This window comes from Kosakonia sp. YIM B13571 (assembly GCF_042788095.1).
Taxonomy (GTDB): domain Bacteria; phylum Pseudomonadota; class Gammaproteobacteria; order Enterobacterales; family Enterobacteriaceae; genus Kosakonia; species Kosakonia quasisacchari.
Map to the genome: position 1 here is coordinate 415927 of NZ_JBHZPL010000001.1, position 13791 is coordinate 429717.

Below are 13791 nucleotides of genomic sequence, written 5' to 3' on the forward strand. Positions count from 1 at the left end.
CCGGTAATTGTTATGACACCTGCACCGCAGGTGTCAGTCTGGAGGAATGACCATGAACTATCAGGATACCGCGCAGCAGATAATCAATAAGATCGGCGGCAAGGGCAATATTCTGTCATTGTTTCACTGCATCACCCGTTTGCGTTTCTTACTGAAAGATAACGATAAAGCCGATCGCGCGGCGCTGGAAGCGCTGGATGGCGTGATTGGCGTAAACATTTCCGGCGATCAGTATCAACTCATCATCGGTAATGACGTCGCACCGCTGTGCGATGCATTGCTGGCGAAATTACCGGGTGTCTCTGCCACCAGCGCAGCGCAGCCCGGAAAACGGCGCAACCCGGTATCGGTGGTGCTGGAGGGGTTATCCAGCATCTTTTCGCCGATCATTCCGGCGATTGCCGGGGCCGGTATCCTGAAAGGTGTACTGGCACTGATGGTGGCAATGCACTGGCTGGAAACCAGCAATCAGACCTACCAAATCCTGCTCGCCATCAGCGATGGCGTGTTCTACTTCATGCCGCTGGCGCTGGCCTTCAGCGCGGCGAGTAAGTTTAGCGCGAACCCCTATGTGGCAGTTGCGCTGGCAGCCGCCCTCTTCCACCCGGCGATTCAAACGCTGTTTAAATCCGGCGCACCAGTCAATTTTATGAGCCTGCCGGTGCCAACGGTGAACTACGCCTCTACGGTGATCCCCATTTTGCTCGCCGTCTGGCTGCTTAGCCGGGTGGAAAAGCTGATAGATCGCGTGATGCCCGGCGTGCTGAAAACCATGTTCGTGCCGTTGTTAAGCTTGGTTATCGTCACGCCCATCACCTTGATTGCCATCGGCCCGCTGGGGATTTTCGCCGGGAACGAGCTCTCCAGCGGCATTATCTGGCTGGTGGAAAACGCTGGGGTCGTGGCAGGCGTGGTGGTCGGCGGTACGCTGTCGATGATCATCATCACCGGGATGCACTATGTACTGGTGCCTATCATGATCAACAACATCAGCACCATGGGTTTTGACCCGTTCAAAATTCTTTTCTATGTCGCCAACCTCGGTCAGGCAGGGGCGGCATTTGGCGTGTTCCTGCGCGCCCGCGATAAGAAGCTGAAATCACTGGCGTTGACCACCAGTTTTAGTGCCGCGATGGGCATTACCGAACCGGCGATGTACGGCATCAACATCCGCTATAAACGCCCGTTTGCCGCCGCGCTGATTGGCGGTGCCTGCGGTGGCGGTTTCGCGATGGCGATGGGCGTCAAAACCTACGCCTTCGCCCTGAGCGGTTTGCCCGGCCTTCCGGCGCTGGTTGGCCCGACATTCATGTGGGCACTGGTCAGCATTGCTATCTCTTTTGTCTGTGCGGCGGTTGTCACCGTGGTGCTTGGTTTTGAAGAGACCGTGGTGGCAGGCGTCAGCCCGATGCCGGTAGAGCGCAGCGAGGAGAAACTCTTCGCGCCGGTCAGCGGCGAGTTGAAACCGCTCAATACCCTTAGCGATCCGGTGTTCGCCGATGAAATTTTTGGTAAAGGGATCGCCATTTATCCCACCAGCGGCGAGTTGCGTTCACCGGTTAATGGCAAGGTGGAGTCCCTGTTTGAAACCCACCATGCGCTGGCGCTGCAAAGTGATACCGGGGCGGAAATCCTGATTCATATCGGCATCGACACGGTGAAACTCGGCGGTAAGCACTTCACCAGCCACATTGCTGCCGGGCAAAACGTGGAGGTCGGTGATTTGCTGGTGAGCTTCGATCTGGCGGCATTGCAGGCGGCAGGCATCGATCCCAGCGTGATTGTGGTGGTCACCAATAGCGAACAATACGGCGATATCAGCCCGGTGAAAGCGAATGGCGATGTCGCCAGCCGGGACGCATTTCTCACACTGACCGCAAGTGCGGCGTAAGGAGCAGAGGCATGGCATTTTCGAAAGCATTTCCGGAAGGGTTTTTATGGGGTGGCGCAACCGCCGCCAACCAACTGGAAGGCGCGTGGAATGTAGGCGGTAAAGGGCTTTCCGTCTCGGATGTTTATACCTTCGATAGCAACCTGCCGCGTGAGCGCTGGCTCGATCAGTGGCTGGGCATGACTCACGCGCAGGTGCAGGAAGCACAGGATCCGAACAGCAAAAAATATTACCCAAAACGCAAAGGCAACGACTTCTATCACCACTTTAAAGACGATATCGCCCTGTTTGCCGGCATGGGTTTTGGCTGCTTCCGTATGTCAATCGCCTGGACGCGTATCTTCCCGCGTGGCGATGAAACCACGCCGAACGAAGCGGGACTGAAATTTTACGATGAGGTGTTCGACACGCTACTGGCACACGGCATTGAGCCGATTGTGTCGCTCTCACACTATGAAATGCCGCTGGCGCTGGTGACCGATTACGGCGGCTGGCCGAACCGCCAGGTGGTGGATTTCTATGTGCGTTTCGCCACTACGGTCTTCACCCGCTATCGCAAGAAAGTGAAGTACTGGATGACCTTTAACGAGATCAACTGCGTGAAACATCACCCGTATGTCAGCGTGGGCGTGATTGAAGAGGAGAACCCGCATCTGGAGCAGGATAAATACCAGGGCGCGCATCATCAGTTTGTTGCCAGTGCGCTCGCCACCAAAGCCTGCCATGACATAATTCCTGGCTCGCAGGTCGGCTGCATGATCAGCTATCAGATGCTTTATCCGCATACCTGCCACCCGGACGATTTGCAAGCCTGCGAAGAGATGCAGCGCGTGTCGCTGTTCTTCAGCGATGTCCAGGCGCACGGTTATTACCCTGCTTACACTGACCGCATGTTGGCAGAAAAAGGCGTGACGCTAAAAAAAGTGGTCGGCGATGATGAGATCCTGCGCCAGCACCCGGTGGATTTCGTCTCCTTTAGTTACTACATGTCGAGCACCGTCAGCGCACACCCGGAAACGCTGGAAGGCACAGAAGGCAACCTGGTCACCGGCGGTATCCGCAACCCCTATCTGCCCACCAGCCAGTGGGGTTGGCAAATCGACCCGAAAGGGCTGCGTCTGGCGCTCAATCAGCTGTATGACCGTTACCAGAAGCCGCTGTTTATTGCCGAAAACGGCCTCGGCGCGGTGGACACCGTTAATCCGGACGGTTCCATCGATGACGATTACCGCATCGAGTACCTGCGCCAGCACGTTGAGCAGATGAAAGAGGCCATCGGTGATGGCGTGGATCTGTTCGGCTACACCTGGTGGGGGCCAATTGACGTGGTCAGCGCGGGTACAGCGCAAATCTCCAAACGCTACGGCTTTATCTATGTCGACCAGGACGACATGGGCAACGGCACGCAGAAGCGTTCGCTGAAGAAAAGCTACCACTGGTATAAAAAACTGATCGCCTCGAACGGCGAAGACTTAGCGGATTAAGGAGCTGATATGTCTGTTTTCCCGAAAGATTTCTTATGGGGTGGCGCAATTGCCGCCAACCAGGCGGAAGGCGCGTGGAATGAAGACGGCAAAGGGCCGTCCATCGCCGACGTGGTACGCGGCGGTATCGCCTCTGGCAAACATGATGCCGTGATTGACCCCAATCTTTACTACGCCAGCCACGAAGCGGTGGACTTTTATCACCGCTACAAAGAGGACGTGGCGCTGTTCGCCGAGATGGGTTTTACGTGCTTTCGCACCTCGATTGCCTGGTCGCGCATCTTCCCGCGCGGTGATGAAACCACGCCCAACGAAGCCGGGTTGGCGTTTTATGACGCGTTGTTTGATGAGTTGCTGAAGTATGGCATTGAGCCGGTTATCACGCTCTCCCACTACGAAACGCCGCTGGCGCTGTATCAGGAGTACGGTGGCTGGAAGAATCGCCAGTTGATTGACTTTTTTAGCCGCTACTGCGAAACGGTATTTCGCCGTTACAAAGGCAAGGTCAAATACTGGATGACCTTTAACGAGCTGAACAACATGAACCGCATGCCATTCGCCACCGGCGCGGTAGATGCCGATGCCGGCGCGCAGGCGATCTGGCAGGCAAATCATCACCAGTTTGTTGCCAACGCGCTGGCCAACAAGCTGTGCCACGAGATTATCCCTGAAGCGAAAATCGGCTGCATGTTGTCGCTGAGCACCGTCTACCCGGCAACCAGTAATCCGGACGACATTTTCTCCACCATGCAGTTGCGCCGTCGTTCGCTGTTTTTCTCGGACGTGATGATGTTCGGGCAATACCCGGCGTTTGCGCCGCGTCTGTTCCGCGAACTGGGCGTAAAACTGGAGATTGCCGGGGGTGATCTGCAACTGCTGGCAGATTACCCTTCTGATTATCTTGGCTTTAGCTACTACCGCAGCGTGCTGCACCAGGCAGGCGGCCAGTTCCGCATTGATACTGGCGGCACAGCCGGGCTGGATAATCCGTATCTGGAGAAAACCGAATGGGGCTGGCCGATTGACCCGCAGGGTTTTCGCATTGTCTGTAACGAGCTGGCAGACCGCTACCGTAAGCCGCTGTTTATTGTTGAAAACGGTTATGGCGGCGTGGATGAACCGGATGCCAGCGGACAAATTAACGATGACGCCCGCATCGATTATGGTCGTCGCCACATCGAAGCCATGGCGCAAGCCATTGAAGATGGCTGCGACATCATGGGCTACACGTGGTGGGGACCCATCGACATTGTCAGCGCCGGGACGGGTGAGATGAAAAAACGCTACGGCTTTATCTATGTCGATAAAGACAACGACGGCCACGGTACGCTCAAGCGCAGTAAGAAGAAAAGTTTTGGCTGGTATCAACAGGTTATCGCCAGCAACGGTGAAGTGCTGTAAGGTTAAAAACGGGAAGCGCTAAGGCGCTTCCCTTACTTTGGCCTGTTGATGATAAAGGTTCACGCATGAGTACATGGCATTTGGTTGACCCCGAGCTTCGCTCCGCCCTGCAATCCTGGACACCTTCCACGCTGAAAGCCGACGCACTCCCTGCAATACGCGCGCAGCGCCAGCAAGCCGCACTACAAGCCATGCACACCGATGATGGATTGGCGCTGGTGATGCATGAACAGCACATTGCGGTTGCCGGTGGTGAGCCTGCCGTGCGTGTGCGTGTTATCACCCCAACGACACGGCGTGCCAACCGGATGGGGATTTTGCATATACACGGCGGCGGCCATCTGTTTGGTAGCCCGGAGCAATCTTTGTCGCTTACCCGCCCGACAGCCGCGCAACATGACTGCGTAGTCGTCTCTGTCGATTATCGCCTGTCGCCAGAAACCCGCTTTCCTGGTTCGCTCTATGACTGCTATGCCGCGCTAGTATGGATGGTGGAAAACGCGGCGCAATTAGGGGTTGATGCAAATAATATTGGCCTGATGGGCGACAGCGCAGGCGCGGGCGTTGCCGCCGCTCTGGCGCTGCTGGCGCGCGATCGCGGTGGGCCGACACTGGCGTTTCAGAACCTGATGTTCCCGATGCTCGATGATCGTACGGTCGTCGAGGCTGAACGAAACCCGGTGACGGGCGAATTTATCTGGACGCGGGAAAACAACGATTTTGGCTGGCGCGCGCTGCTTGGCTGCAAACCCGGTAGCGTTGACGTATCGCCGTATGCTGCACCCGCGCGCGCCGACAACCTGGCTGGACTACCGCCGACCTGGATTGGCGTTGGCACACTGGATCTGTTTCTTGATGAAGATATGGCGTATGCGCAGCGGTTAATGCGTGCGGGAGTCGAGGTGGAGCTGAATGTCTGGCCGGGTGCGTACCACGGCTTTCATTCCGACCCGCAGGCGAGCATCGCACAGCGGGCCAGAGAGACGCGCCAGAACTGGCTGGCGCGTTTTAACCGCTAATTACTCAGCGGAGGAAGGCTTACGCGGGCGACGACGGCGAGACGGGTTGCCTGCCGGAGCTGCGCCACCATCGAGTCGACGCCCACCGGTAGGTTTCGCGGCGCCGCCATCAAGACGGCGTCCACCTGCTGGCTTCGCGGCTCCGCCTTCACTACGGCGTCCATCTGCCGGTTTCGCGGCTCCGCCTTCACTACGACGGCCACCTGCCGGTTTCGCGGCTCCGCCTTCGGCGCGACGCGGCGAGCGTGGTTTTTGCCCTTCGCCCTCACTGCGACGCGGCGCAGATTGACCACGACCACCACCACCGCCCTGCCCGCGACCGCCACCCTGACGACCGCCGCCCTGACCGCGACCATTCTGAATCGGCTCGGCTTTAATGGAGGGATCCGGCTCATAACCTTCAAGGGCAATGCGCGGGATCTCTTTTTTCAGCAAACGTTCGATATCATGCAGCAGTTTATATTCATCAACACACACCAGCGACAGCGCTTCGCCAGTTGCCGCCGCGCGACCGGTACGGCCAATACGATGAACATAGTCTTCTGGCACGTTCGGCAGCTCGTAGTTCACCACATGCGGCAGATCTTCAATGTCGAGACCACGCGCAGCGATGTCGGTCGCCACCAGCACACGAATGTCGCCAGATTTAAAATCCGCGAGTGCGCGAGTACGCGCACCCTGGCTCTTATTCCCGTGGATCGCAGCGCTGGTAATACCGTCTTTGTTGAGCTGCTCCGCCAGGTGGTTAGCACCGTGTTTTGTGCGGGTGAACACCAGCACCTGTTGCCAGTTGCCCTCGCCAATCATCTGCGACAGCAGTTCCCGCTTGCGTTTTTTATCGACGAGATGCACATGCTGTGTCACCTGCTCAGAAGCGGTGTTGCGGCGCGCCACTTCGATCTCCAGCGGATTACGCAGCAGCTTTTCCGCCAGCTGTTTGATCTCATCGGAGAAGGTTGCGGAGAACAGCAGGTTCTGGCGCTTCGCCGGCAGTTTTGCCAGCACGCGGCGAATATCGTGAATAAAGCCCATATCCAGCATGCGGTCGGCTTCGTCCAGCACCAGAATTTCCACGCTATCAAGTTTCAGCGCGTTCTGGTGTTCCAGATCCAGCAGACGCCCCGGTGTCGCCACCAGGATATCAACGCCGCTGCGCAGTTTCATCATCTGCGGGTTAATGCTCACGCCGCCGAATACCACCAGCGAGCGGACATTCAGGTACTTGCTGTATTCCTGAACATTTTCACCCACCTGCGCCGCCAGTTCACGGGTTGGCGTTAAGATCAGCGCACGTATCGGGCGACGGCCCTTGGCGTGCGGATCGTTTTGGATCAGGCGTTGCAACAGCGGCAGCGTAAAACCAGCGGTTTTACCGGTGCCGGTCTGGGCACTCGCCATCAGATCGCGGCCTTGCAGCACTGCCGGGATAGCCTGCTGCTGAATAGGGGTCGGCTGAAGATAACCCTGCTCGGCAACAGCGCGCAGGATTTCCGGATTCAGGCCAAGGGCATCAAAAGACATAACAACTCCACACCGCCCCGACCTGTGAACAGGTGTAGTTTTCGAGGAGATAATAATTTGATTGATGACAAAAACCACAGTGTCATGAAGGGGCGGAGTGTATCAGCTTTTGTGATCGCACGCATAAAATATCCCTCCGGGAGTGGATAACGCACCGCCAACTGGACAAGCCTAAAATTTAGCCATAAAGTTAATCAATCGATTGATTAACTTTTATAATCGCCATGCATACAACACCCACCACCAGCAGAGGTGAACAGGCCCGAAACCAGCTGATTGCCGCCGCGCTGGCGCAGTTTGGTGAATATGGCTTGCATGCCACCACGCGGGACATCGCCGCACAAGCCGGGCAGAATATTGCCGCGATTACTTACTATTTTGGCTCAAAAGAGGATTTATATCTCGCCTGCGCGCAGTGGATTGCCGATTTTATCAGCGACAATTTTCGCCCCCATGTACAAGCCGCCGAAGAGCTGTTCGCGCAGCCCGCGCCGGATAAAACGGCCATTCGTGAGCTGATCCACCGCGCCTGTAAAAATATGATTGTGTTGCTCACCCATGACGAGACGCTCAACCTGAGCAAATTTATCTCCCGCGAGCAGCTCTCACCCACGCGCGCTTACCAGTTAATACATAACCAGGTGATTGCGCCGCTGCACAGCCATTTCACGGCGCTGCTCGCGGCCTACACCGGGCGCGACGCCAAAGATACGCAAACCATTATTCACACCCATGCGCTTATCGGCCAGATCCTCGCCTTTCGCCTCGGGCGGGAAACCATTTTGTTGCGCGCCGGTTGGACGCAGTTTGATGAAGAGAAAACGACACAGATTTATCAAGTCATCACCTGCCATATCGACCTTATCTTGCAGGGATTAACGAACAGGAGTTCAACGTGATGAAAAAACCCATCGTCGTGGTATTGATAGTTGTGGTGGTACTGGCCGCGCTGGGCGGCGGCTGGATGTGGTATCAAAGCAAACAAGACCGCACGCTTACTCTGTACGGGAATGTCGACATCCGCACGGTGAATTTAAGCTTCCGCGTTGGCGGGCGGCTCTCTGCGCTGAATGTGGATGAAGGGGATACGATAAGCGCCGGACAAACGCTTGGTGAAATAGACAAAGCGCCCTACGAAAACGCGCTCATGCAGGCGCAAGCCAATGTCGCGACGGCACAGGCGAAATACTCGCTGGCGACCGCCGGTTACCGCGATGAAGAGATAGCTCAAGCCGTCGCCGCCGTACGCCAGGCGCAAGCAGCGTATGATTACGCGCAGAATTTCTATCAGCGCCAGCAGGGTCTGATGAAAAGCCGGGCGATTTCGGCAAACGATCTGGAAAATGCCCGCTCTTCACGGGATCAGGCCCAGGCAACGCTGAAATCTGCACAAGATAAACTGAGCCAGTACCGCGCCGGTAACCGCCCGCAGGAAATCGCCCAGGCCAAAGCCAGCCTTGAACAGGCCGAAGCCGCGCTGGCGCAAGCGCAACTGGATCTGCATGACACAACACTGGTCGCGCCAAGTAACGGTACCGTGCTGACGCGTGCCGTCGAACCCGGCAGCATGCTCAGCGCCGGAAGCACCGTATTCACTCTTTCCCTGACGCGCCCGGTATGGGTTCGCGCCTATGTAGATGAGCGCAATTTGCACCAGGCGCAGCCGGGGCAAGAGATTCTGCTGTATACCGATGGTCGCCCGGATAAGCCTTATCACGGCAAAATTGGCTTTGTTTCGCCCACCGCCGAATTCACGCCCAAAACCGTCGAAACCCCGGATTTGCGTACCGATCTGGTCTATCGCCTGCGCATTATTGTGACCGATGCCGATGACAGCCTGCGCCAGGGCATGCCCGTTACGCTGCGCTTTAGCGGCGAGGCGCGCCATGAGTGAAGCGGCTATCCACCTGCGCGGGTTAGTAAAGCGCTTTGGTGGCATGGAAAAGCCTGCCGTGGCGCGGCTGGATTGTGACATCCAAGCCGGGTACGTGACTGGCCTTGTTGGTCCGGATGGTGCCGGGAAAACCACGCTGATGCGCATGCTTGCCGGGCTGATGCGCCCGGATGAAGGCAGCGCACAGGTGATGGGTCTCGATCCTATCGCCAATGACAGCGAACTGCATGCCATGCTCGGTTATATGCCGCAGAAGTTTGGCCTGTATGAAGATTTGACGGTAATGGAAAACCTCAATCTGTATGCCGATTTACGCAGCGTTACCGGCGAGCAGCGCCGCCAGACGTTTGTGCGGCTGCTGGAATTCACCGCCCTCGCCCCGTTTACCGAGCGGCTGGCCGGGAAACTCTCCGGCGGCATGAAACAGAAGCTGGGCCTGGCCTGCACACTGGTCGGCGAGCCGAAAGTGTTATTGCTGGATGAGCCGGGCGTCGGTGTTGATCCTATTTCCCGCCGCGAACTGTGGCAGATGGTGCATGAACTGGCAGGCGACGGCATGCTGATCCTCTGGAGCACCTCTTACCTTGATGAAGCCGAGCAGTGCCGCGATGTGTTGTTGATGAACGAAGGGGAATTGCTGTATCAGGGCGAACCGAAAGCGCTGACGCAGACCATGGCCGGACGCAGTTTCCTCGTCACCAGTAACGAGGAGAATAACCGGCGTTTGCTGCGCCGTATTCTTAAGCAGCCGCAGGTCAGCGACGGCATGATTCAGGGACGTTCCGTTCGTGTGATCCTGAAAAAAGGAGCGCAAGCGCAGGCCCTGCAACAAGCAGAAAATATGCCTGCTTTAGAGATAGAGGAAACGGCACCGCGCTTTGAAGATGCCTTTATCGACCTGCTTGGCGGCGCGGGCACGTCCGAATCCCCGCTGGGGGCAATTCTGCATACGGTGGAAGGCAGCGCAGAAGAGACGGTGATTGAAGCCAAATCGCTGACCAAAAAATTTGGCGATTTCGCCGCGACCGACAATGTCAATTTTGCCGTCAAACGCGGGGAGATCTTTGGCCTGCTCGGCCCGAACGGCGCGGGAAAATCCACTACCTTCAAAATGATGTGCGGTTTACTGGTGCCAACCGATGGTCAGGCGCTGGTACTGAACATGGATCTGAAAGTCAGTTCGGGCAAAGCGCGCCAACACCTGGGTTATATGGCCCAGAAATTCTCCCTCTATGGCAACCTGACGGTGGAACAAAACCTGCGCTTCTTTTCCGGCGTTTATGGTCTGCGCGGACGAGCACAGAGCGAGAAAATCGACCGCATGAGTGAGGCTTTTGGGTTGAAAAGTATCGCCAGTCATGCCACCGACGAACTGCCGCTCGGCTTTAAGCAGCGGCTGGCGCTGGCCTGCTCGCTGATGCATGAGCCGGATATTCTGTTTCTGGATGAACCCACCTCCGGCGTCGATCCACTGACACGGCGCGAGTTCTGGCTGCATATCAATAGCATGGTGGAAAAAGGCGTCACCGTGATGGTGACCACCCACTTTATGGATGAAGCGGAGTATTGCGATCGCATTGGGCTGGTCTATCGCGGGAAATTAATCGCCAGCGGCACGCCAGACGCGCTGAAGGCGCAAACCGCCGATGCGGATCACCCGGACCCGACAATGGAGCATGCGTTTATTACGCTTATCCATAACTGGGATAAGGAGCACCACGATGAGCGTTAAAGCCCTCTCCTGGCGGCGCGTGCGCGCGCTGTGTGTGAAAGAGACGCGCCAGATTGTGCGCGACCCGAGTAGCTGGTTGATTGCGGTGGTGATCCCGCTGCTGCTGCTGTTTATTTTCGGTTACGGTATTAACCTCGATTCCAGCAAACTGCGCGTTGGCGTGCTGCTCGAACAGCAAAGCGAAGAGGCGTTGGATTTTACCCATACGCTGACCGGCTCGCCCTATATTGATGCCACCATTAGCGATAACCGCCAACAACTGATTCAGATGATGCAGGCCGGGCGCATTCGTGGGCTGATAGTCATTCCGGTGAATTTCGCCGCACAAATGGCGCGCCCCGGCGACAGTGCGCCGATTCAGGTGATAACCGATGGCAGCGAACCGAACACCGCCAACTTTGTGCAGGGTTATGCCGAAGGTATCTGGCAACTCTGGCAGCAGCAACGCGCGGAAGATAACGGGGAAACGTTTAAGCCACTGATTGATGTACAGACGCGCTACTGGTTTAACCCGGCGGCTATCAGCCAGCATTTTATTATCCCTGGTGCGGTGACCATTATCATGACGGTGATTGGCGCGATCCTCACCTCGCTGGTGGTGGCGCGCGAGTGGGAACGCGGCACCATGGAAGCGCTGCTCTCCACCGAAATCACCCGCGCGGAACTGCTGCTGTGCAAACTCATTCCCTATTATTTTCTCGGCATGCTGGCGATGGGTCTGTGCATGCTGGTGTCGGTGTTTATTCTCGGCGTGCCGTATCGCGGCTCGTTGCTGATCCTCTTTTTTATTACCAGCCTGTTTTTGCTGAGCACTTTAGGCATGGGGCTGTTGATTTCTACCATCACGCGCAATCAGTTTAACGCCGCGCAGGTGGCGCTTAACGCCGCGTTTTTACCGTCGATTATGCTGTCTGGCTTTATTTTCCAGATAGACAGCATGCCTGCCATTATCCGCGTGGTGACGTACATTATTCCGGCACGTTACTTTGTCAGCACCCTGCAAAGCCTGTTTCTGGCGGGCAATATCCCGGTGGTACTGCTGGTGAACGTGCTGTTTTTAGTCGCGTCGGCGGTGATGTTTATTGGCCTGACGTGGCTGAAAACCAAACGCAGACTGGATTAAGGAAAAGCCATGTTTTACCGCTTACTGACGCTTATCCGCAAAGAGTTGCAATCGCTGCTGCGCGAGCCACAAACGCGCGCAATTTTGATCCTGCCGGTGCTGATTCAGGTGTTGCTGTTTCCTTTCGCCGCCACGCTGGAAGTGACCAACGCCACGATCGCTATCTATAACGAAGATAACGGCAAACACGCCGTCGAACTGACCCAGCGTTTTGCCCGTGCGAAAGCGTTTACCCACGTTTTGTTGCTGAACAGCCCGCATGAAATCCGCTCAACAATCGACACGCAAAAGGCACTGTTGCTGGTGCGCTTCCCGGCGGATTTCTCGCGCAATCTCGACAGCGGCATGACCGCGCCGATTCAGTTGATTCTGGATGGGCGTAACTCGAACAGCGCGCAAATCGCCGCCAATTATTTGCAGCAGATCGTCAAGGATTATCAACAGGAGCTGCTCAGCGGGCGGGAAAAACCGAACAACAGCGGGCTGGTGGTGCGCAACTGGTATAACCCGAATCTCGACTACAAATGGTTTGTGGTGCCGTCGCTGATTGCGATGATTACCACCATCGGCGTGATGATTGTCACCTCGCTGTCGGTAGCGCGTGAACGTGAACAAGGCACGCTCGATCAACTGCTGGTTTCACCGCTGGCGACGTGGCAAATCTTTGTCGGTAAGGCGGTGCCCGCGCTGATCGTTGCCACTTTCCAGGCAACGATTGTGCTCGGCGTGGGCATTCTGGCGTACAAAATCCTCTTCGCCGGTTCGCTGCTGCTGTTCTATTTCACCATGCTGGTGTATGGCTTGTCGCTGGTGGGCTTTGGCTTGCTGATTTCGTCGCTCTGCTCGACCCAGCAGCAGGCGTTTATTGGCGTGTTTGTCTTTATGATGCCCGCGATTTTGCTCTCTGGTTATGTGTCGCCGGTGGAGAATATGCCGGTCTGGCTACAGGATCTCACTTGGGCTAACCCGATCCGCCACTTTACCGATATTACTAAGCAGATTTACCTGAAGGACGCCAGCTTTACGATTGTGTGGCAGAGTTTGTGGCCGCTGCTGGTGATTGCGGCGACCACCGGCTCAGCGGCGTATGCGCTGTTCAGACGCAAAATCATGTGACTGGCTTTTGGGCCTGCATCCTGGCAAGTTTGCTTGCCCGTTTGTTTCACCGCATTAGTGGTGATCGTGAGGATTGGCTGCGCTGCCGCGTTGATGCAGGCCGAAGGATTTAGCAGGAAGTTTTCTTTCTTTGGTGAGCAGCGACACCACCGCCGGTCCTGCGAGGATCGCCAGTCCGACAACCGCCAGCAAATAGTTATTTTGCAAGACGCGGGAGAGCAGCCAGATAACAATCAGCGACGCGCCAAAATACCAGGTAGTGGTCAGTTCCTCCAGCACATCGCCGAACTCGCGCCAGTGCGCTTCGTGGTGACGCTGGAGGAACAGCATTAGCAACACGGAGATGCTGTACAGTACGCACAGCCCTAAGCCAACATGCACTAGCGTGCCGCTCATCCAGCCCATCACCAGCAGCGTAACAATCAGTACGTGTAACATAATCTGCCAGCAACTCAGGCCAGTCGCGACACGAACACGTTGTTGCCACTTCATGGCTTCTCTCCTGAAGAATTTTTATCTGTATGAAGAGTACTCACATTTACGGAAAATTCCGTAACCCCGCCCTTTTTTGTGACAGGGACTACAATTTATTTTCATCAGGAGAGTGACG

The 13791-nt window shown here is 56.4% G+C and carries 11 protein-coding genes; 9 read left to right on the top strand and 2 right to left on the bottom strand.

The genetic code is table 11. The features are described 5' to 3' along the window. Nucleotides 1-52: 52 nt before the first annotated feature. The 4 genes from ACFX4O_RS01965 to ACFX4O_RS01980 all read left to right on the top strand — a co-directional run bounded on the left by ACFX4O_RS01965 (nt 53) and on the right by ACFX4O_RS01980 (nt 5795). Nucleotides 53-1891 carry a beta-glucoside-specific PTS transporter subunit IIABC gene (locus ACFX4O_RS01965; protein WP_380206915.1) on the top strand — a complete coding sequence of 613 codons (1839 nt, stop codon included), beginning with the start codon at nt 53-55 and terminating at the stop codon, nt 1889-1891. An 11-nt stretch (nt 1892-1902) separates the two neighbouring features. Then, nucleotides 1903-3375: a glycoside hydrolase family 1 protein gene (locus tag ACFX4O_RS01970; RefSeq protein WP_380206917.1), complete on the top strand. Its 1473-nt coding sequence runs from the start codon at nt 1903-1905 to the stop codon at nt 3373-3375. A gap of 9 nt (nt 3376-3384) precedes the next feature. After that, entirely contained in the window at nt 3385-4776 is a 1392-nt protein-coding gene (locus ACFX4O_RS01975; RefSeq protein ID WP_380206919.1) for a glycoside hydrolase family 1 protein, read from the top strand. 65 nt (nt 4777-4841) lie between these two features. After that, entirely contained in the window at nt 4842-5795 is a 954-nt protein-coding gene (locus tag ACFX4O_RS01980; protein ID WP_380206921.1) for an alpha/beta hydrolase, read from the top strand. On the opposite strand, the gene rhlE is transcribed toward ACFX4O_RS01980, so the two are convergent. Next, a complete protein-coding gene (gene rhlE, locus ACFX4O_RS01985) occupies nt 5796-7316 on the bottom strand; it encodes an ATP-dependent RNA helicase RhlE (protein WP_380206923.1) in 1521 nt (506 codons plus the stop codon). It abuts the gene before it with no gap. Nucleotides 7317-7540: 224 nt separating this feature from the next. Between rhlE and cecR the strand changes: the two genes are divergently transcribed. The 5 genes from cecR to ACFX4O_RS02010 are packed head-to-tail and all read left to right on the top strand — an operon-like array spanning nt 7541 to nt 13181. Continuing rightward, nucleotides 7541-8215, top strand: coding sequence for a transcriptional regulator CecR (cecR, locus tag ACFX4O_RS01990; protein ID WP_380206925.1), 675 nt, complete (start codon nt 7541-7543; stop codon nt 8213-8215). Then, nucleotides 8215-9210 (top strand): secretion protein HlyD, encoded by a 996-nt coding sequence (gene hlyD / locus ACFX4O_RS01995; RefSeq protein WP_380207624.1) that lies wholly within the window; start codon nt 8215-8217, stop codon nt 9208-9210. Before cecR ends, hlyD begins: the two co-directional genes overlap by 1 nt. Beyond that, entirely contained in the window at nt 9203-10942 is a 1740-nt protein-coding gene (locus ACFX4O_RS02000; RefSeq protein WP_380206927.1) for an ATP-binding cassette domain-containing protein, read from the top strand. Before hlyD ends, ACFX4O_RS02000 begins: the two co-directional genes overlap by 8 nt. Further along, nucleotides 10932-12065 (top strand): ABC transporter permease, encoded by a 1134-nt coding sequence (locus tag ACFX4O_RS02005; RefSeq protein WP_131406354.1) that lies wholly within the window; start codon nt 10932-10934, stop codon nt 12063-12065. Before ACFX4O_RS02000 ends, ACFX4O_RS02005 begins: the two co-directional genes overlap by 11 nt. Nucleotides 12066-12074: 9 nt before the next feature. Continuing rightward, nucleotides 12075-13181 carry an ABC transporter permease gene (locus ACFX4O_RS02010; protein ID WP_380206930.1) on the top strand — a complete coding sequence of 369 codons (1107 nt, stop codon included), beginning with the start codon at nt 12075-12077 and terminating at the stop codon, nt 13179-13181. A gap of 54 nt (nt 13182-13235) precedes the next feature. Here ACFX4O_RS02010 and ACFX4O_RS02015 read toward each other — a convergent pair whose 3' ends face one another. Further along, nucleotides 13236-13673, bottom strand: coding sequence for a YbhQ family protein (locus ACFX4O_RS02015; RefSeq protein ID WP_380206932.1), 438 nt, complete (start codon nt 13671-13673; stop codon nt 13236-13238). Nucleotides 13674-13791: the final 118 nt, after the last annotated feature.